Raw genomic sequence first — 23,200 nt, 5'->3', positions numbered from 1 at the left:
AAAACAAAGAAATTATGAAAAATATTTTCAAAAATTTATTCCTTGCAACTTCGGTTTCAGCCTTAATTTTTTCTTGTACTGATCTAGAAGAAGAATTAATTGGAGACATTACTAAAGCAGTAACAGTTTCAGCTCCAAATATTGGAGGTGCAGCTGGAGGAGGTAATGATGCGTTAGCAGGCGCATATTCACAACTACAGTGGTCCGGAACTGCCAATCACTCTAGTTATTTTAGCTTACAGGGGCTAGTCTCTGATGAAATGGCAGTTGCTGCCAAAGGAGGTGACTGGTATGATGGAGGAGTTTTAGTTCAATTGCACCGTCACACATTTGATCCAACCAATGGTTTTATTGGTAATACATGGGGTGGTCAATATGGAGCAATTGGCGCTATAAATGATGCCATTGCTAACTTAGGTCTATCCGCAGGAGACATTATGCAAATGAGAGCTTTAAGAGCTTATTTCTATTGGAGAATGCTTGACCTTTATGGAAGAGTAAAAATTGTTACAACTCCAGGTGGAGATGCTCCTCAATCAACGCGTGCTGAATTATATGCATTTGTTGAATCTGAGTTATTAGCAGCCTTGGGTACTAAAGAAATCACTGCAAATACAACCTTTTCAGATACAGGTCTTCCTGCTTCTGGAAGTGTTTATAGGGTTAATCGTTACGGAGCTTTAGGGTTTTTAACAAAACTTTACTTGAATCATGCAGTTTATCTTGGCACTGAAACTACAGCAACTTATACAAAAGCAGCGCAAGCTGCTCAAATTATAATGGATTCAAATGCATATCAATTATGTGCATCAGGATGTACTGTTGCCAATCTTGCTAAACGTCCAGCCGTTGCATCGGATCCAGATAATTTAGAAGGATATGCTGCCGTATTTGCTCCTAACAATGATAATAACGTAGAACATATTTTTTCAGTAAATTACGATGAAGCTACTGCAGGAGGAATGAACTTTGCAAAAATGACGTTACATTACTCCAGTCAATTGACATGGAATTTTCAGGATCAACCATGGAATGGTTATGCTGCTTTAGAAGAGTTTTATAATTCTTATGAGGATGCTGATGCCCGTAAAGCAAACAACTTTATTGTTGGCCCACAAAAAGATTACGGTGGAAGTGCATTAAATGATTTTGCTGCAGATGATACAGGTGGAATTGTTTTAGACTACACTCCTGCAATTAATGAATTGGAACCAAATGCTCTTCGTCAGTCTGGTGCTCGTTTAGGGAAATTTAGTTTTCAGCAATTTGGAAGACCGGATCAAAGTAATGATTTTCCAATTGTAAGATTAGGAGACGTTATGTTAATGTCCGCCGAGGCTCAAATGAGAGCTGCAGGTAGTTGGAGTCATGCTCCAGCATTAGCATTAGTGAATGCTGTTCGAGCTAGAGCAGGAGTTTCTGCTTTCTCTTCCATGAATGCTGATTCATTTTTAGCGGAAAGAGGACGTGAGATGTTCCAAGAATCATCTCGTCGTACGGATTTAATTCGATTTGGAAAATATAGTTCTGGAACATGGTGGGAAAAAGCTGCTTCTCCAGCACATAAAACATTATTTCCAATTCCATTTGATGCAATTCAATCATCGACTGGACTTAGTCAAAATGCAGGGTATTAATAATATCTAATATTCTTAAATTAGGTTTAAAGGCTGCTCAAATGTGAGTAGCCTTTTTATCTTTACATGAAGATGAAAAAAATAAGTTTTGTAATAGTATTTCTAATCATAGCTTGTTCAGACGATAGTTCTCGATTTGAATTGATGGATGACACTACCGGAATTCAATTTGAAAACACTTTATCTTACACGGAAGAATTCAATCCATATACATATAGAAACTTTTATAATGGTGCTGGAGTTTCGCTAGGTGATATAAACAACGATGGACTAATTGACATATATCTAACAGGAAACATTGTTGATAATAAGCTATTTCTTAATAAGGGAAATTGGAAGTTTGAAGACATAACTGAATCTGCAGGGGTGTCTTGTCCAAAGATTTGGTCTACTGGATCAACTTTTGTTGATATTAATGGTGATGGATTATTGGATATTTATGTCTGTAAGTCAGGAAAACCAGGAGGTTTCAATCGAAAAAACGAATTATTTATTAATCAAGGAGATTTAACTTTTAAAGAAATGTCTAAAGAATATGGCTTAGACATAACAGGATTATCTGTTCATTCCGCATTTTTTGATTATGATAAGGATGGAGATTTAGATGTATATATTTTAAATAATTCAATCCGTTCAGTGGGTGGATATGATTTAATAAAAGATCAGAGAAATATTCCAGATCCCAATAACAATGGAAATAAATTTTTAGAAAATCAAAATGGATATTTTATTGATGTTACTGAAAAAGTTGGAATGTTTAATAGTGCTATTGGATTTGGACTAGGAATTACCGTTAGTGATTTCAATAACGATAATTGGCCCGATTTATTCATATCTAATGATTTTTTTGAAAAAGATTATTTATATATAAACTCTCAAGATGGAAGTTTTGTTGAGTCATCAGATCTGTATTTTGACTCTTTGTCAATGGGATCAATGGGAGCAGATGCTGCAGATTTAGACAATGACTTGAATTCAGACTTACTCGTTACGGAGATGCTTCCTTCCTCATTGAGACGAAAAAAAACAAAGGCAAAATACGATTCTTGGGATAAGTTTAAATTGATGGAATCAAATGGATATGCTAAACAATTTCCTAGAAATGTTTTACAAAGAAATATGGGAGATGGTGGATTTTTAGAGATCGGAAGAAAAAGTGGTGTTGCTGCAACTGAATGGAGCTGGGCATCACTTTTATTTGATATGGATAATGATGGGTTAAGAGATATATTTATTGCAAATGGAATCAATAAGGATCTTCTGGATAGGGATTACTTATCCTATATGGCAAACGAAGAACAAGTTAGAATGTTAATGAATAAAAAAGAGCAGGTTATTAAAAATTTAATTGATATTATGCCCTCTCAAGCTGTACCAAATTTTGCATATAGAAATAAAGGAAATTTTCTATTTGAAGAGGTTAGTGAAAAATGGGGCCTAGATAAACCTAGCTTTAGTAACGGTAACTCATATGCTGATTTAGATAATGATGGAGATCTGGACTTAGTTGTTAACAACGTTAATATGGAGGCTTTTGTATACCAAAACAAGACAGATACCCTTAACAATCGAAGTATACAAATTCAGCTGGTTGGGTATAAAAAAAACTTAAAAGGGGTAGGTTCTAAACTTGTTTTATACAGTAACCGTAATAAATATATGGCAGAATTATTCCCATCTAGAGGTTTTCAGTCTTCGGTAAGTCATCGTATACATTTTGGGGTTGGCTCAGAAAAGAAAGTCGATAGTCTTGAGGTTATATGGCCAAATGGTGAAAAAAAAGTATACCTAAACTTGGTCTCCAACGCTGTAAATACTATAAACTACAAGTTAGGTAAAGCAAGTAAAGTTGAAACTAAAATAAAAATAGAGAAAAAAAACAGTAATCTTTTTCAATTTAAGCATATTGAAAACCAATTCATTGAATTCAATAGAGAGCGACTTCTTACCCAAATGAGACATAACGAAGGCCCCGCTATTGCTGTTGCTGATTTAAATAATGATGGAGTTGACGATGTATTTATCGGAGGAGGAAAAAACCAAACAGCATCTTTATTTATTTCAAATAGACAAAATGACTATGAATATATAACTGACCCCTTTATTAAAGATTTAGAATCAGAGGACACTAATGCTTTATTTTTTGATAGTGATAATGATGGTGATTTAGATTTAGTCGTTGCAAGTGGAGGTAAATCATTTTCTAAATATAGCTTATCGCTCAATGATAGGTTCTATGAAAATACTGGAAATGGATTATTTCAAAAGAAAGATGATGCATTCGATTTTAATAAAAAAATGTCCACAAAAGCCTTGGCTTCAGCAGATGTAAATAAGGATGGAATAAGTGATCTTTTTTTTGGAGAACGATACGATCTTACTACATATGGAAAAAAAGGAAATGGGGTATTAATGATCAATGATGGTCTAAACTATTTTAATGATAGCAATCAAGAAGTGTTTTTAGATATAGGGATGATTACAGATGCTAAATTTCATGATTTTAATAATGATGATTGGCCGGATTTAATAATTGTAGGAGAATGGATGCCCATCACAATTTTAATAAATAAAAATGGAATTTTTGAAAATCAGACTGATTTATATGGATTGAATCAAACATCAGGTTTGTGGAATACAATAGAATTAATTGACATTAACAATGATGGTCAAATGGATTTTATAGCAGGTAATCACGGAACAAATTCTTTTTTTGAAGAAAAAATGAAAATGTATATAAACGATTTTGATCAAAATGGAAGTTATGAGCAAATTATATGTCTAAACAGAGATAATAAGTATTACCCAATTTTAGACAAGGATGAGTTGTTGAGTCAGTTGCCAGAATTTAAAAAAAATATAATTTTTTATAAAGATTATGCTGAAAAATCAATAGAAGAAATTGTAGGCAAACAGAAAGTTTTAGAATCTTTAGTTTTGGAAATAGATATACTGAAAACAAGTTTATTTGTAAGTAAAAAAAATGAATTTAAACAATATGATTTACCTGAGGAAATACAATATAGTCCAATTTATAGTATATTATCAAAAAGCAATCCAGACACCAATAAAAACTCATTATATTTGGGAGGAAACCAGTATTTAGTTAAACCACAATTTGGAAGTTATGATGCCTCTAGAGGATGGTTTTTAACAATAGATTCAAATTCTGAAAATTACTTTAACGATAAACCAAAGAGTATTGGTGTGAAGGGGCAAATTAGGGCAATTAATTCAATAAAAAACACCCAAAATGAACACATAATTTTTGCTATAAATAATGATTCAATTAAATTTCATGAACCATACTAAATTTTTTATTTTTCCTATTGTAGGTTTTTTATTCATGTCGTGTCAGTCAAACTACGATAGGGTTGTTAAGCATGAGCTTTCTCTAGGAAAAAACTATACAGATTTGATTTTTGATTTAAAAACAGGTCAAACCCAAAAGAAATATTTTACAGATTGTTGGGAGCTCAATAAAAAGAAACTAATTAATCAAGGACCCAGAAATAAATTCGTAAGACATGTGCTTGATTCTGTTTCTCCAATTTATAACCCTGATAATAACATGGAGCTTTTGTTTTATGGGATTTTTGATAAAAATAAAATATTATCAGGTTTGAAAATGCGTATTTCTTTTTTGGGGTGGGATCCAACCATAGAGAGTTTGCAAAAAGAATACTTATTAATTGAAGGGGTAAAAATGATGGAGTATATATACCCTGGCAACTCATTTTTTAAATTAGATAAGGAAATTAATGGGTCACCAATTATGACTAAAATAGATGGAAATAGAGCTATATCTGCATATATTTTCGACAATAGATTCGTTGAATTAACTATTAAGGACTTAAACTTTAAATGACATGAAACTACTATTTAGTCTTTTTTTGTGTTTAATTTTTATTATTTCCATTGGATGTGATAACACAAAGCCAAAACTTTTTGAGCTTCAAGATTTAAGTTCTATTGGTATTGAATTTTCTAATAATTTAGATTTTACTAATGAATTTAATGTCTACAAGTATCGAAATTATTATAATGGAGGAGGAGTCTCACTGGGAGATATCAACAATGATGGACTAATAGATATTTACGTAACAGCGAATCAAAAATCAAATAAATTATTTCTGAATCAAGGTAACTTTAAATTTAAAGATATTACAGATATAGCAAGAGTTCAAGGAGATAAAGCTTGGTCTACAGGAGTAAGTATGGTAGACATAAACTCTGATGGATTTATGGATATTTATGTCTGTAATTCAGGAGATGTAAAAGGAGATAATAAGCAAAATGAGTTGTTCATAAATAATGGAGACCTCACTTTTACTGAAAGTGCAAATAAGTATGGATTGGCTGACAGAGGTTTCTCAACACATGCTACTTTTTTTGATTACGATAAGGATGGAGATTTAGACGCCTATATTTTAAATAATTCCTATCAAGCCATAGGAAGTTTTGACCTAAGGAGAAACGAACGCCCAAAAAGAGACTCACTTGGAGGCGATAAATTAATGGAAAATATAAATGGTAAATATTTTGATGTAAGTGAAAAGGCTGGAATTTATGGAAGCGTTATTGGCTTCGGATTAGGAGTTAGTGTTGGAGATGTAAATGGTGATAATTGGGAGGATATTTTTGTGTCGAATGATTTTTTTGAACGTGACTATTTATATATTAACCAAAAAAATGGAACATTTAAAGAGTCATTAACGGAACAAATGAGATCTATAAGCGGAGCTTCTATGGGAGCTGATATGGCAGACTTAAACAATGATGGCTTGAATGATATATTTGTGACAGAAATGCTCCCGTCTGACTATGAGAGGCTAAAATCTGTAACTACTTTTGAAGGTTGGAATAAATATCAGTATGTTGTTAAAAATGGATATCATCACCAGTTTACAAGAAATATGCTCCATTTAAATAATGGGAATAATACATTTAGTGAGATTGGAAGGTGGACCGGAGTGGAAGCCTCTGATTGGAGCTGGGGGGCTTTATTTTTTGATATGGACAACGATGGTTTTAAAGATCTTTTTATAGCTAATGGAATATATCAAGATCTAACGGATCAAGATTATTTGCAATATGTTGCAAGTGATGAGGTAATAAAATCTGTTGTGACAAATAATCAAGTTGATTACAAAAGACTAGTAGACATTATACCTTCCAATAAAGTTCCTAATCATTCCTACAAAAACACTGGAGATCTGGGCTTTGAAACTTATGAGAGATCAGGATTAAATATTCCAAGCTTTTCTAATGGATCTGCATACGGTGATCTCGACAACGATGGGGATTTAGATCTAGTTGTAAATAACGTAAATATGCCACTTTTTGTTTTCAAAAATAAAGCAGAAAGCTTAAATAATAACTTTGTTAAAATAAAGCTTAACGGATCAGGTAAAAACCTAAACTCTTTAGGAGCAAAAATAGAAGTTACTACTGGTTTAACTAAAATATATCAAGAAGTACAGCCTGTTAGAGGTTTTCAGTCTAGTATGGATTTAGTTGCAACTATAGGTGTCGGTAAATCAAAAATGGTAGATATAAAAATAATATGGCCTTCGGGAAAAGTATCTATTGATAAAAATTTAAATGTAAATACTTCATATGAGTTTGATGTAATAAATTCATATCCAAATAAGGAAAGGCAGTTAGATTCAGATAATTTAATTTTTAAAAAAGACATTCAGGATTTCTTTCCAGTTCACAAAGAAAATTCTTATGTTGATTTTGATTCAGAGAGACTCAATTATCACATGTTAAGCACGCAAGGACCAAAAGTCAGTATTGCGGACCTTAATGGAGATTCTAAAAATGATATAGTATTTCCAGGAGCTAAGGGATATCCTACTCAAATTCTTTTTGCTGGCGATGATAAGTTTGTAAAAAACGAAAATAACAATAATTTACTAGAACAAATCAAAGAATCTGAGCATATTGAAAGTGCAATATTAGATGTAGACAACGATGGAGATTTGGATATATATATGACCTCTGGCGGGGTGGAAACCTCAATATATTCAACCTCTCTTTTTGATATCTTACTTTTAAACGATGGATCTGGAATATTTACAAAAAGTGCTCAAAACTTGCCTGATAATGATTCCAAGATTAGTTCTGAATGTGTTACTTATGCAGATATAGATGCTGATGGAGATTTAGATATTTTCGTTGGAGAAAGATCAAAAATTGGACAATATGGTTTACCTGGAAATGGTTATATTTTAGTTAATGACGGTAAAGGAAATTTCCAAAATAAAACTTTAGAATTAGCTCCAGATCTTATAAAAATTGGTATGATTACAGATGCTGCCTTTTATGATTTTGATAATGATAAAGATCAAGATCTTATAGTTGTTGGTGAGTTTATGGGAATTAATTTTTTTGAGAATATTGAAGGTACTTTTAAGCCAGTTGAAAACATATGGAAGAAAAAAACAGGATGGTGGAACACTATAGATATTTTTGATATTGATGGGGATGGTATAGAGGATTTAATAATTGGGAACCATGGAACTAATAGTAGGTTTAAAGCATCTGAAAGTAATCCAATCTTATGTTATTACAATGATTTTGATGGAAATGGTCGTGGTGAGGGAATTCTAGCGTTTACTTCGAATAATGGTAAAGAGTACCCTTATGCATTAAGGCATAACCTTATTGATCAAATGAAAAGTTTGAAAAAGAAGTTTCCTAATTATGCCACATTTAAAAATGCAGATTTAGTTTCAATCTTTAACAAGAAACTATTAAACGACTCATACGTTTGTTCAATTAATACTTTATCAACAATAGCATTAAAAAATAACGGTAATTTTATTTTTTCTGAAATTCCACTTCCAAAACAAGTCCAATTCAGTCCAGTATATTCAATCACCCACTCAGATGTTGATAATGATGGAGACTTAGACGTTTTAATGGGAGGTAACCTATACAATGTAAAACCTGAAGTAGGATCCTACGATGCAAGTTATGGATTGTATATCGAAAACACTACAGATGGATTCAAGTTTCATCCTAATGGAAAAGGTTTTAATATTTCAGGGGAGATTAGATCTCTAGTAGTGGACAACAACCAATTATGGGTTGGAAGAAATAGAGATACATTAAGTCGTTTTATTTTTAAAAACAATTAATGAAGAAAATACTAATATTATTTTTTTGTCTAATTCTCATAAAATGTAATAAATCAAATGAAACTTATATAAATGATATATTATTCGAAAGTATAGAGAGTAATTACTCAGGGGTTGACTTTGTAAATCAATTAGCTTATAAGCCATATTTAAATATCATTGAATATTTATATTATTATAATGGAGGCGGAGTTGCAGTTGGAGATATTAATAATGATGGATTAGAAGATATTTTTTTCACAGCTAATCAAGAAATAGATCGGTTGTATCTAAATATGGGTAACCTTCAATTTAGAGATATAACTAGACAGGCAAAGCTAGATTTATCCCCTTCTTGGTCTAATGGAGTAACTATGGATGATGTAAATAATGATGGTTTTATTGATATTTATGTTAGCAAACTTCCAATGGAAGGACTTTTTAAAAATCAAAGCACTCATAACTTATTATATATAAATAACGGTGATTTAACATTTACTGAATCATCAAGTAATTATGGTCTTGACTTTTTAGGTTTTTCAACACAATCCACATTTTTTGATTATGATAGAGATGGTGATTTAGACATGTATCTAATGAATCATGCAACGCATTCAGTAAGAAGTTATGGAACAACTAAAAAAAGAAAGGAAAAGGATTCAATTTCTGGAGATAGGTTTTATGAAAACTTACTGGACGAAGGAAAAAATAAATTTATCGAGGTAACTGATAAATCAGGGATACTAAGTAGTCCACTAGGTTACGGATTAGCTCTAACTACAACAGATGTAAATGATGATGGTTGGCTTGATATATATGTTGGGAATGATTTTCATGAAAATGATTATTTATATATAAATAATGGTGATAAAACTTTCACAGAATCCTTCAAGAAATACTTTAAACATAGTTCAAGGTTTACAATGGGAGTAGATGTAGCTGATATGAATGAAGACGGAAGATTAGATATTTTTACTACCGACATGATGCCTTTTGATTCAAAAATTGCATTAAAATCTGGGGGAGAGGATTCTGATAAGTTAACCCGTATAAAAAGTGATTATGGTTTTGAATTACAATATTCTCGAAATCATTTTCATTTAAAAAAACCATACGGTGATTACGCTGAAATTGGACTTTTAACAAAAACATATGCAACAGATTGGAGCTGGTCAGTTCTTTTACAAGATTATGATAATGACGGTATAAATGATATTTTCATTTCTAATGGAATTGCAAAAAGACCCAATGATTTAGACTATATAAATTATTTGAGTACTTCTAATTACAGCAGTTTTGTTTTAACAAAACAAAATGAGATGAAAGAAGAACTAATTAATCAAATGCCAGAACTTAAAATTCCAAATATGTTATTTAAAAACAAAGGAAATTTTGATTTTGGAAACATTAAAGAATCATTTTTTGGAGAGCCTTCTTATTCTAATGGATCGGCCTACAGTGATTTAGATAATGATGGTGATTTAGATCTAATTATTAATAATATTAATTCTGTCGCAAGTATACTTGAAAATAAATCAAGTAAAGAAAATAAAAGTTTAACAATAGAGTTGAAAAACAATAAAGCAATAAAAGGGTCCAAGGTTACCGTATTTAAAAGTAATAATAAAGTTGATGTTAAAGAGGCGATAACAACACGAGGCTTCCAGTCCTCATCCACACACAGGTTACATTTCGGTCTAGGTAAAAGCATTGTAGATTCTATCTCTGTGAGGTGGGCTGATGGCAAATCCCAAATCCTGTATGGACCTTTCAAAGAAAAAATACAAATAACAAAAAACTCAAATCAATCCAAAAAAGAATCAACTGATTTTAAAGCTAATTTTTCTCTTTCCGTATTGCCATATAAACATGAGGAGGATATATACCTTGACTACGAAAGAGAAAAATTAATTCCCGAATTATTATCATCTGAGGGACCAGCATTTTTATTAGCAGATTTTAATGATGATCAAATGTTAGATATATTTATTGGGGGTGCTCGATATCGTCCATCACAACTTTTAATAGCCAATAAAGTCGGATATGAACTGGCAGACATCAATGACTTTAGAGTTGACCAGAAGTATGAAGATGTTTCTGCTACTACATTTGATGCTGATAATGACGGTGATTTAGATATTTATGTAGTAAGCGGAGGTAATGATTACAAAGAAAATGATGAGCTTATGATGGATAGAATTTATATTAATGATGGGAATGCTAACTTCTCAAGACTTCCTGTAGCTCTGCCCTCAACAAATGGAAGTGTTGTTGCCTCCCATGATATTGATAATGACGGATATGATGATCTTTTTGTCGGGAGCAGATCAATACCTGGTGGCTACGGATTGAGCCCGTATAGTTTTATAATTAAAAATACACGTGATGGTAATTTTAAACCAATCGTTAAATCGCGCTTGGGAATGGTAACTGATGCTAAATGGGGAAATATTGATGAAGATCCAGAATATGAGCTAATAGTCTCAGGAGACTGGGCTCCTATTGTAGTAATAGATGAAAATGAGGAAGGAAAGTTTCAGGCATCTCCTCTAACTGGAGGAGAAGATTATTATGGTTTATGGAATACAATTGAATTAGCTGACTTAAATAATGATGGGAAGTTGGACATATTAGCGGGAAATACCGGAAAAAACTTCAAATGGCAACCAACAATTGAATCACCTGTTTATTTATATCTAGATGATTTTGACGATAATCAACAATCTGATCCAATAATTTTTTATGAATTCTTCGGAACGTATAGACCTTTTAACACAAAGGATAACTTAGCTTCCCAAATGCCAATGATAAAAAAAAGATTTAATAAGTATAAAGATTTTTCAAAAGTTGAAACAATTCAAAATCTCACAGGAAAAAAGAAAAAAAACATCCTTGAAATAAAAAAATTAACAGACTTAAACTCAATGATTTTCATAAATAAGGGTAATAAATTTGATAAAACTACTTTGCCTTTTGAAGCTCAATGGAGTAGTATTAATGACTTTTATTGGGATAAAGAAACTAAAGAGATTTTTTACGTAGGAAACTCTGAAGAGTTTGTTACGGAATTGGGTGTCCAGAGTGCAAACCCAGGAGGGATTATTCAATTTGATGATCATGCAATTCACAAAGAGTTTCTACCTTTGCCTATAAAATTAAATTTGCGCAAAGTAATTAAATTGAATAATCAAAACATGCTTTTAATTGCAAATGATGATTACATGTACATACTTAAAAGAATAAATGATTAAAAAAATAAACATCAAATATATTCTACTATTTTTTATCACAGTTTCCTGCACTCAAAATACTGATTATATTGAAAAAATAGAAGATCCAGAACTTTTTCAGGAAGCGATGCAAAACCTTACTGATATAATAGTTTATGATATTTTTTCACCTCCAGTTGCTTCAAGAGTATATGCTTACCCTTCAATTGCAGCATACGAAACTATGCGTTTTTCAAAACCAAATAAATTCAAAACTTTAAGTGGACAGATTAAAGAATTGGATCAGGTTGAGTTATCAAAGGATAAAAACATAAATTTTAATTTGGCATCGTTATACGCATTTAATAAAGTTGCAAGAACTCTTATTTTTTCAGAAGACAAGATGGATGATTTTGAAGAAAAGTTTAATGAAAAAATGAAATCTTTTAAAACACCTCGAAACATAATTAAATCGTCAAAAAAATACGGAGAATTTGTTGCTAACCATATTCTTACCTGGGCTAAAAATGATAATTACGATCAAACTAGAACATATTCTAAATATACCATTAGACAGCCAGAAAAATTCTGGAAACCTACTCCTCCAGATTATATGGATGGAATCGAACCACATTGGAATAAAATAAGAACTCTTGTTATAGAGAGTGCGGATATGTTTCCCCCAAAACCTCCTATTAAATTTGATTTAAAAAAAGGTAGCCCTTTTCAAAATCAACTTCAGCAAGTTTATGAAATTGGAGCAAACTTGAGTGATGAACAAATTGAAATGGCTAAGTTCTGGGATTGCAATCCTTACGTAACTCACCACAGGGGACACGCAATGTTTGCTACAAAAAAAATTACTCCTGGTGGGCATTGGATTGGAATTACATCTGTTGTTACTCGCAAAGCAAAAAGTGATTTTTCCGAAACTATAAACGCATATGTAAATGTATCTATTTCCCTATTTGATGGATTTATATCCTGTTGGGATGAAAAATGGAAGACACTAGTTGTTAGACCAGAAACATTAATTAATAAGTACTATGACGAAGAATGGCTTCCAATTCTTCAAACACCTCCTTTTCCAGAGTATACAAGTGGTCATTCTGTTATTTCAAGAGCAGCAGCTGTTATTCTAACGGATCTTTACGGAGACAATTTCAATTTTATTGATACAACGGAATTAAAATACGGACTTCCTCAAAGAGGTTTTGATTCATTCATACATGCATCTGATGAAGCGGCTATATCTAGATTATATGGTGGAATACATTATTTGATGGCAATAGAAGAAGGGGTTTATCAAGGAGATAAAGTTGGTAATTATATCATCAATAATTTACAAACTGTTTCAAATTAAATAATTTTTAGAATTACTCATTTCCAATATTTTAATTATCATTTCTTGTATATTTAAATTTTGATTTTGACACATTAAAGATATTTCATTTTATGTTTTACCTTACATTTGTTCTAAAGGAATACCATGAATCAAAAGGATCGAAAAGCAGCACTAAATTATCATTCAAAACCTACACCTGGTAAAATAGAAACAGTTCCAACTAAACCCTACAATACCCAAAGAGACTTAGCATTAGCATATTCTCCTGGAGTTGCAGAGCCGTGTAATGAAATAGTTAAAGAAATAAATAATGTATATAAGTATACAAATAAAGGAAACCTAGTTGCTGTAATTTCAAATGGAACAGCAGTTTTAGGTTTAGGAGATATTGGTCCTGAGGCATCAAAGCCAGTAATGGAAGGAAAAGGATTACTTTTTAAAATATTTGCTGATATTGATGTTTTTGATATAGAAATTGATGCTAAAGACACGGAATCATTTATTTCTGCTGTAAAAGCTATTTCTCCAACTTTTGGAGGTATTAATCTCGAAGATATTAAGGCACCTGAGGCTTTTGAAATTGAAAGACGTCTTAAGGAAGAGCTTGATATACCTGTAATGCACGATGATCCGCACGGTACTGCAATTATTTCTTGCGCAGCTTTGTTAAATGCTTTAGAATTAGCAAACAAAAAAATAGGTGAGGTTAAAATTGTTGTTTCTGGTGCTGGAGCTGCTGCTATTTCGTGTACTAGGCTATACATATCCTTTGGAGCCAAAAGAAAAAATATTATCATGACTGATAGTAAGGGAGTTATTAGAAGTGATAGAAAAAATTTGAGTAAGGAAAAATCAGAATTCTCAACACACCTTAAATTAAACACTTTGGAGGATGCTCTTGCCAATGCTGATGTTTTTATAGGTCTATCCAAAGGAAATATAGTTAATGAAAATATGCTAAAATCAATGGGTCCTAATCCGATAGTCTTTGCAATGGCAAATCCCGACCCTGAAATTAAATATAAAACAGCATGTTCAGTGCGAGATGATATTATAATGGCAACCGGTCGTTCTGATAATCCAAATCAAGTAAACAATGTTTTAGGGTTTCCGTTTATATTTAGAGGAGCATTAGATGTGAGAGCTACCAAAATCAACGAAGCCATGAAAATGGCTGCTGTTAAGGCTTTAGCAGATCTGGCTAAAGAGCCAGTTCCAGAGCAAGTAAATATAGCCTACGATGAAACACGTTTATCTTTTGGAAAAGAATACATTATACCTAAACCTTTTGATCCCAGATTAATTATTGAAATACCTCCTGCGGTTGCTAAAGCTGCAATCGAATCAGGAGTAGCAAGAGAGCCAATTTTAGATTGGAAAAAATATAAAGAAAAATTAGCTTTAAGACTCGATAATGATCAAAAATTAGTTCGTTTGATTCACAATGCTGCAAAACGAAAGCCCAAAAAACTAATTTTCGCAGAGGCTGATCATTTAGACGTTTTAAAAGCAGCGCAAATAGTTTATGACGAAGGAATTGCAATTCCAATTCTTTTAGGACATGAGCCTGTAATAAAAGACTTAATGACAACTATAGATTTTGAAGCAGATCTAAAAATAATTGATCCAAAATCAAGTCTTCAGGAAGAATCAAGAAAAAAGTATGCTGAAATTTTCTGGAATGATCAAAAAAGGAGTGGTAAAACTTTGTACGATTCTCAAAGATTACTTAGAGAACGAAATTATTTTGGAGCGATGATGGTTAAAAGTGGGGATGCAGATGCAATGTTGTCTGGCTATTCAAGGAATTACCCTGCAGTTATCAAACCAATTCTAGAATCTATTGGTCCAGCAAAGGGAGTTAGTAGAGTTGCAGCCACAAATTTAATGCTTACTCAACGAGGACCCATTTTTCTTTCCGACACTTCAATAAACATAAATCCATCTGCAAAGGAATTAGCAAAAATTGCCCAAATGACAGCTCAAACTGCGAAAATGTTTGGTTTGCAGCCTGTTTTAGCTATGCTTTCTTATTCAAATTATGGATCTTCTGAATTCCCCGAAGCCACAAAAATTTCAGATGCAGTTAAATATTTACATCGATATCATCCTGATATTGATGTAGATGGTCCAGTTCAGTCTGATTTTGCTCTGAATAAAGAAATGTTAAAAAGTAGATTTCCATTTTCTCAACTATCTAAAAAAAATGTAAATACTTTAATATTCCCTAATCTGGATTCTGCAAACATAACCTATAAATTAATGAAAGAGTTAAATGGAACTTTATCAATAGGTCCAATATTAATGGGGCTTAACGCTCCTATTCACATACTTCAACTGGGTGCTTCAGTTCAAGAAATCGTTAATATGGCGGCATTGGCAGTCGTAGATGCTCAACAAAAAAGAAAATAATGATAACTCAACTTAAAGGTTTATTAGTAGAAAAGTACCCCACCCATTTAGTAATAGATTGTAATGGAGTAGGGTACGAAGTGAATATATCTTTACACACCTTTGGTCAGATAAAAAAACAAGACAATATTAAAATATATACTCACCTTCAAATTCGGGAGGACGCACACATTTTGTATGGTTTTATAACTGAATTAGAGCGAGCAATATTTAGATTATTAATTAGTGTTTCAGGCATAGGAACCAGCATTGCAAGAACTATGCTGTCGTCGTTAACACCAGAAGATGTTCAAAATGCGATAGTAAGTGAAGACTTAAATAGAATTAAAAGTGTGAAAGGAATTGGTTTAAAAACAGCTCAGCGTCTTATTATTGAACTTAAAGATAAGGTTAAGAATCTGTATGGTATTGAGCAAATTCATTTGAAATCAAACAATACAACTAAAGAAGAAACGTTATCAGCTTTAGAGGTGCTTGGATATAATCGAAGAATCTCAGAAAAAGTAATTGATAATCTAATTCAAAGTGACCCAGAAAGTTCAGTTGAAACTCTAATAAAGTCCGCTTTGAATAAACTTTAAAGCACATTTGACTAATAGTCGATTTTTTATTTTTGTAAAATCACTTACCCTAATCATTCTTATGTTTTCTGGGGTAAATATTTATTCCCAAAAAGCATCTACTCAAGACTCAATAAATAAAATTAAAATATCATTTCCAGAATCCTCCTTGATAGATAACACATATACCTATGACCCAATTACTAATATGTATTACTTATCAAAATCAATTGGGGATTATCCAATTAATATCCCACTTGTCCTTAGTCCCAATGAATATGAAAATTGGATTTTACAAAGAGACCTGAAGGTTTATTTCAAACAAAAGACTCAGACCTTAAATGGAGTTTCGCTGGGACTAGAGGATGCACAAAAAAATTTATTACCAGAACTCTATGTAAACAACAAATACTTTCAAAGTATATTTGGTAGTGATATAATTGATATTAACCCGCAGGGCTCTATTGGTGTAGACCTTGGAGTAAGGTATCAAAAAAACGATAATCCAGCAGCCTCTCCTAGGAATAGAAGTAGTTTTAGTTTTGATTTTGATCAAAGAATTACTTTAAGTTTAGTGGGTAAAATTGGAGAACGACTCCAATTAACAGCAAATTATGACACAGAATCAACATTTGATTTTCAAAACCTTATTAAAGTTCAGTTCAACCCACCAAAAGCTAGAGAGGCATTTAGTTTTTATGATGATTTAAATCCAAATTCTTCAAATTCTTTTGTAGAAAAATTTTCTGATTTAGAGAATAAAATAGGTGATGCAGAACTTCAACTCAGGGATGCAAAAACAAAAATTGACGATCTTAGATCCAGAGGTTCAACGTATTCCAATAATCCATCTGCACTTGGAAATGATGTCGCCGATTATTTGGACGGAAAAGTAACTGAAGATGGTATTCTCCAAAATATTGATATTGGAAATATTAGCATGCCTCTTAATAGTAATTTAATTCAAGGAGCTCAAAGTTTATTTGGAGTAAGAACAGATTTAAAATTCGGAAAAACAAAAGTTACTGCGGTTTTTTCAGAACAAAGATCCCAATCACAACAGATAGTTTCTCAAGGGGGTGGTTCAGTCCAGGAATTTGAAATTTTTGCTTTGGATTATGAGGAGGATAAACATTACTTTTTAAGTCAATTTTTTAGAGATAAATATGATTCAGCTCTAGAAACATTCCCGTATATAAATTCAAATATTCAAATAAACAGAATAGAGATATGGGTAACAAACAGAGGTTCTCAAACCCAAAATATTAGAAATATAATAGCTCTTCAGGACCTTGGAGAAAAAAAAATAGAGAATACCGGGTTAGGTTCAGAAATTACTAATTTTTTCAACACTTCGTCAACAGGATTTTTTCCTGAAAATAGCGCAAATAATTTAGATCCAAAACTCATAAACGATGGCGGAATTTTGACCCAAGATATTCGAAATATCTCTTCCGTTCAATTGGGTTTTGGGACTGAAAATAAAAAGTTTAAAGAGGGTATTGATTACGCTGTTTTGGAAAGTGCAAGAAAATTAAGTGAAAATGAATATACCTTAAACCCTAGATTGGGATATATATCGTTAAATCAACGCTTAAGTAACGATGAAGTTTTATCTGTTTCTTTTCAATATACATATAACGGAAAGGTTTATCAGGTTGGAGAATTTGCAAATGGTAGTATACCTGGAACAACTGTATCTAGTTCTGAATTATCAGGGAATCAGTTAAATAATAATAGTTTGATAACAAAGCTTTTGAAAAGTAACATAACAGATGTAATTGCGCCTGTGTGGGATTTAATGATGAAAAATATATATAGTACAGGTGCATTTAATTTATCAGAGAAAGATTTTAGGTTGAATATTCTGTATACGGATCCTTCCCCTATAAATTATATTAGTCCAGTTGATAAAGATATTTGGCCTCAAAATATAGAAAACCAAATTTTATTGAAAACTTTTGGACTGGACAAACTTGATTTATATCAGGACCCAGTTATTGAGGGAGATGGTTTTTTTGATTATGTACCAGGCATTACAATTGACCCTCAATCTGGCAGAATAATTTTCCCACAAGTTGAACCTTTTGGATCGTTTTTATTTAATGTTTTAAATTCTAAAAGTGGGAGTGAGAATTATAATCAAGACAACACATATAATAAGAATCAAAAAAAATATGTTTTTAAAGAAATGTATTCCTTGACTAAGGCCGCAGCATTCGAAGCTTCAGAAAAAAATAAATTTCAATTAAAGGGAAGATATTCCTCAGCAAGTAGCGATGGAATATCAGTTGGTGCATTTAATATTCCTAGAGGATCAGTTCAAGTAACAGCAGGAGGAAGACTCCTTCAAGAAGGAATTGATTATACGGTTAATTACAATATTGGAAGAGTTAAAATACTTGATCCAGGATTAAAAGCTTCAAATATTCCAATTTCAATTTCATTAGAAAATAATTCTTTTTTCAATCAGCAAAATAAAAGATTTACAGGTGTAAATATTGAACATCAAATTAATGAAAAAGTTGTAATAGGGGGAACATTATTAAATCTAAACGAAACTCCTTTAACTCAAAAGGCAAATTATGGAACTGAACCAGTTAACAATACTATGATTGGATTTAACACAAATTTTTCAACTCAATTACCATTCATTTCAAGATTAATAAATAAATTTCCATCCCTTCAAAATGATATTCCCTCGGTATTATCATTCAGAGGAGAAGTAGCTTCATTAATTTCAGGAAATCCCAGAAACACAAATCTTGATGGAGAAGCTAATGTTTATATAGATGATTTTGAAGGAGCTCAAACTAATATAGATATTAAAGGTTTTGCATCATGGAGGTTAGGAAGCGTCCCTTTCAAAAACTTTAAAGGTTCGGGATTATCAAATAATGATATTACATCAGGATATGGACGAGCTAAATTAGCTTGGTATTCAATTGATCCAATTTTTTACACTAGCAGTCGACCCCAAGGAATAAATAATAATGACATATCTAATAACAAAACAAGGAGAATCTTTATAAATGAGATTTTTCCAGAACAAGATTTAGTTCAGGGATCTACTACAATTCAGCAAACTTTTGATTTGGCTTTCTATCCTAATGAAAAAGGTCCGTATAATAATTCCAATAACGGAACATTTCAATCTGATATACCTGAAAACTGGGCAAGTATAATTAGACCAATAAGTTCTACTAATTTTGAACAAAGAAATGTTGAGTTTATTGAGTTTTGGATTTTAGACACTTTTTCCAATGAATCTGAGGGTGAAGATGATTTGGGAGAGCTCATTTTTCATTTAGGAAATATTTCTGAGGATATTTTAAAGGATGGAAGAAAACAATATGAAAATGGATTGCCAGGATCTGATGAAGAAGATTTGACCCAAAAAACCTCATGGGGAAAAGTACCATCTACTCAATCACTTTTATATGCGTTTAACACAGTTGAGAAGGATCGTAAACTTCAAGATCTAGGCTTAGACGGTCTTTCTGATATAGAAGAAAAAGAGATATATACAAACGGGCCCGAAACCGATCCTGCGGGGGATAACTATAAATATTTTGTTTCTGCGGAAGGGGATATTTTAAATAGATATAAAAATTATAATGGTACTCAGGGCAACTCACCAATTGCATTTTCTAATACAGATCGAGGAAATACTACTCAGCCAGACATTGAAGACATCAATCAAGATCAAAGTATGAATACTATCGATAGTTATTTTGAATATAAAGTACCAATTTCAAAATCAATGACTGTTGGAAATCATCCTTTTATAACAGATGTTCGTGAAAATATAAAAATTGACTTACCAAATGGTGATAATATTACAACTAGATGGATTCAATTTAAGGTTCCAGTAAAAAAATCATATTATGAGTCATCTAACTATTCTAGTTATTTTGAATCCATAAATAATATTCAAGACCTTAGATCAATTAGATTTATTAGAATGGCCTTAAAAGGGTTTAGTAAGCCGGTAGTTTTTCGTTTTGGAACTCTAGATTTAGTTCGTGGAGATTGGAGAAGATATAATAGAGGTTTAAATGAAAATTTAGTTGAAAATAAAAATACAACCGTAGATATTAGCACCGTAAATATTTTAGAAAATGAAAATAGAACTCCAATAAACTATGTTTTACCTCCGACAATTCAGAGAGAACAAATAAATAATAACAACACAATTGTAAGACAAAATGAACAATCTCTCTCTTTCAGATTTTGTGACCTTCAACCAATGGATTCAAGGGGTATTTTTAAAAATGTTGAAATTGATATGAGGCAATATAAAAAAATAAAAATGTTTCTTCATGCAGAATCAATTCCGGGTCAAAAACCATTACCCGGTGAAGGGTCCACGGAGGCTTTTGATGAAAGGTTAGTAGCCTTTATAAGAATCGGTAGTGATTACAAAGATAATTTTTATCAAATTGAAGTTCCACTTAAGCCTACAGAGTACGAATCTAATATTTCTAACAATCTAAGCGCTGAATCCGTTTGGATTCCAGATCAAAATTCTATTGAGGTCTCACTAGATTTATTAGCAAAATTAAAAGCTAGAGCTTTGAAGAAAATAAGTGTTGGGAGTATTTCTTATTTTGATGAAGAATTAAATTTAATAGACGAGTTTTCTTTAATAAGTAATTTGCCGGGATCAAAAAAATATAAATTTGCTATAAAAGGGAATCCATCTTTAGGAAATATTCGAAGTTTGATGATTGGTGTGAAAAACCCATCTTCAGATTTGGGCCAAACTCTTTGTGGGGAGGTCTGGTTTAATGAGCTGAGGATTGCAGGTATAGATTCCCAAGGGGGATGGGCAGCAATAGGGTCTGTAGATGCCAACTTTGCGGATCTTGCATCAATTTCTGCTACCGGTCGATTTTCAACGGTTGGATTTGGTACTATAGATCAGTCTCCAAATCAGAGTAATAGAGAGGCGGTTTCTCAATTTGATTTAATCTCTGAGATTAATATGGGTAAGTTTTTACCCCAAAAGTGGGGCATCCAATTACCGGTCAACTTTGGGCTTGGCGAAACAACAATTACTCCAGAATATGATCCATTTTACCAAGACATTTTATTAAATGATAGACTAGACACTTCGGTTTCAAATTCCCAAAGAGACTCTATTAGAAATCAGTCAATTGATTACACTAAAAGAAAAAGTATTAGTTTAATTGGAGTCAGAAAGATTAGTTCTGGAGAAAATAAAAAAAGACTTTACAGCCCTGAAAATTTCGACTTTTCATACGCATACAATGAAATTCAACATCATGATTACGAAATTGAAAATCAAAATAATTCTGATTTATTGCTTTCTGCGAATTATGGATATTCGTTTAACAGTATAGAAATAAAGCCTTTTTCAAAAGTGGAAACATTTAATAAAAAAAGTTATTGGCAATGGTTAAAGGAATTCAACTTTAATCTGTTGCCAAACAATATTGCGATTACCTCAAGAATTAATAGGAGTTTTCGAACACAAAGATTTAGGGAAGTATATAACGAAAATGTTGATGCTAGTAAACAGTTGTCTCTTCCTGATTTAGAGCAACGGAACTTTTTATTTGACTGGAATTATAAAATAAATCACAACCTCAGTAAATCACTTAGACTTAGCTTTGCAGCAACTAACAATAGAATAATAAGAGGTACGGATTTATTATTTAATAATGGTTCTAGTAACTCAAACCCTATTTATAATAATCTTTGGGATCTGGGAGAAACAAATAGCCATTCACAGTCTTTATCAATTAATTATAAATTACCATTTAGATATATATCTTTTTTAAGTTTTATTGATGGAAACTATAACTACACTGGAGATTTTAATTGGCAGAGGGGTTCACAAGCCTTAGCTAACGTAGTTTCTGAAAATGGGCAGAGACTAGGAAGTGTAAATACAATTCAAAATGCTAACACCAAGACTCTGTCTGGTGCAATTTCATTTCAAAAGCTTTATTCTATATTGAAGCTAACAGAGAAAAATAAATTTACACCAAGAATCAATGAAAATAAAAAATCAAAATCACCCAATAAGAAAACCAAAAAAAATATAAAATCCGTAGTTGATGTTTTAAACACTTTGAAGCGGATTCAGTTTAATTATTCAGAGAATAGTGGTACGGTTTTACCTGGATACACACCTTCTACCGGTTTAATTGGCACAATTCAACCTTCAGTAGGTTTTACATTTGGAGATCAAGCTGATATAAGATATGAAGTTGCAAGAAACGGATGGTTAACTAGTTTTAAAAACTTTAATCAATCATTCACCCAAGTTCATAATAACAGTTTGAATGTTTCGGCTCAATGGTCTCCTTTTAGAGATTTGGTGGTAGATTTTAATTTAGAAAATAATTTTTCAAAAAATAGTTCTGAAAACTTTAGAGTTGAAAACTCAGAATATATTTCTTTGAACCCAAATTTTTATGGAAACTTTGGTACCTCAACAATATTATTGAAAACAGCCTTTAATTTCTCTGATGGAGAATATAGCTCAACTTTTGATAGCTTTAGGAACAATAGAATTATAATCGCAAATAGATTAGCTTCTAATTCAGGGATAGTTAATAATGAAACTGACAAAGATGGATTTCCAGTTGGTTTTGGAAAAAACAATCAACTTGTTTTAATTGGGGCTTTTGTTTCAGCATATTCAGGTGTTTCCCCTGAAGATATAGAAACAGACCCGTTAAGTAAAAGTTCCTTACCTAATTGGAATATGAAATTTACTGGATTGAATAACTTAAAATCTTTTAAAAAGATTTTTCAAAGATTCACACTTTCTCATGGGTACAGAGCAAGCTATAGACCAAGACATAATACCCGAAAGTAAAATGTCGTTAGCTATTAGTAAACTAAAAAATAAAGAACCAAAAGAAAAAATACCTAT

At 31.8% G+C, this 23,200-nt stretch carries 8 protein-coding genes and 1 pseudogene; all 9 read left to right on the top strand.

All coding sequences use genetic code 11. From position 1 onward, the window contains the following. Positions 1 to 14 precede the first annotated feature (14 nt). Positions 15 to 1,637, top strand: coding sequence for a RagB/SusD family nutrient uptake outer membrane protein (locus tag AC3ATN_RS01905; protein WP_487531524.1), 1,623 nt, complete (start codon positions 15 to 17; stop codon positions 1,635 to 1,637). A 72-nt stretch (positions 1,638 to 1,709) separates the two neighbouring features. Next, entirely contained in the window at positions 1,710 to 4,949 is a 3,240-nt protein-coding gene (locus AC3ATN_RS01900; protein WP_487531523.1) for a VCBS repeat-containing protein, read from the top strand. Next, positions 4,936 to 5,505: a hypothetical protein gene (locus AC3ATN_RS01895; RefSeq protein ID WP_487531522.1), complete on the top strand. Its 570-nt coding sequence runs from the start codon at positions 4,936 to 4,938 to the stop codon at positions 5,503 to 5,505. The genes AC3ATN_RS01900 and AC3ATN_RS01895 overlap by 14 nt, the downstream gene beginning before the upstream one ends. A gap of 1 nt (position 5,506) precedes the next feature. Beyond that, positions 5,507 to 8,785, top strand: coding sequence for a VCBS repeat-containing protein (locus tag AC3ATN_RS01890; protein WP_487531521.1), 3,279 nt, complete (start codon positions 5,507 to 5,509; stop codon positions 8,783 to 8,785). After that, positions 8,785 to 12,015: a VCBS repeat-containing protein gene (locus tag AC3ATN_RS01885; protein ID WP_487531520.1), complete on the top strand. Its 3,231-nt coding sequence runs from the start codon at positions 8,785 to 8,787 to the stop codon at positions 12,013 to 12,015. The genes AC3ATN_RS01890 and AC3ATN_RS01885 overlap by 1 nt, the downstream gene beginning before the upstream one ends. Beyond that, a complete protein-coding gene (locus AC3ATN_RS01880) occupies positions 12,008 to 13,336 on the top strand; it encodes a vanadium-dependent haloperoxidase (RefSeq protein WP_487531519.1) in 1,329 nt (442 codons plus the stop codon). The genes AC3ATN_RS01885 and AC3ATN_RS01880 overlap by 8 nt, the downstream gene beginning before the upstream one ends. A 126-nt stretch (positions 13,337 to 13,462) precedes the next feature. Continuing rightward, positions 13,463 to 15,730: an NADP-dependent malic enzyme gene (locus tag AC3ATN_RS01875; protein ID WP_487531518.1), complete on the top strand. Its 2,268-nt coding sequence runs from the start codon at positions 13,463 to 13,465 to the stop codon at positions 15,728 to 15,730. Beyond that, on the top strand, positions 15,730 to 16,311 hold the full coding sequence (gene ruvA, locus AC3ATN_RS01870; protein WP_487531517.1) for a Holliday junction branch migration protein RuvA: 582 nt from the start codon (positions 15,730 to 15,732) through the stop codon (positions 16,309 to 16,311). Before AC3ATN_RS01875 ends, ruvA begins: the two co-directional genes overlap by 1 nt. A 61-nt stretch (positions 16,312 to 16,372) precedes the next feature. Then, positions 16,373 to 23,116 (top strand): annotated as a pseudogene (sov, locus tag AC3ATN_RS01865) (T9SS outer membrane translocon Sov/SprA); the annotation flags it as partial. Positions 23,117 to 23,200 lie beyond the last annotated feature (84 nt).

This window comes from Candidatus Marivariicella sp., assembly GCF_983056325.1.
The sequence above is the reverse complement of the archived record's forward strand: the minus strand, read 5'-3'. Positions and strand labels throughout refer to the sequence as shown.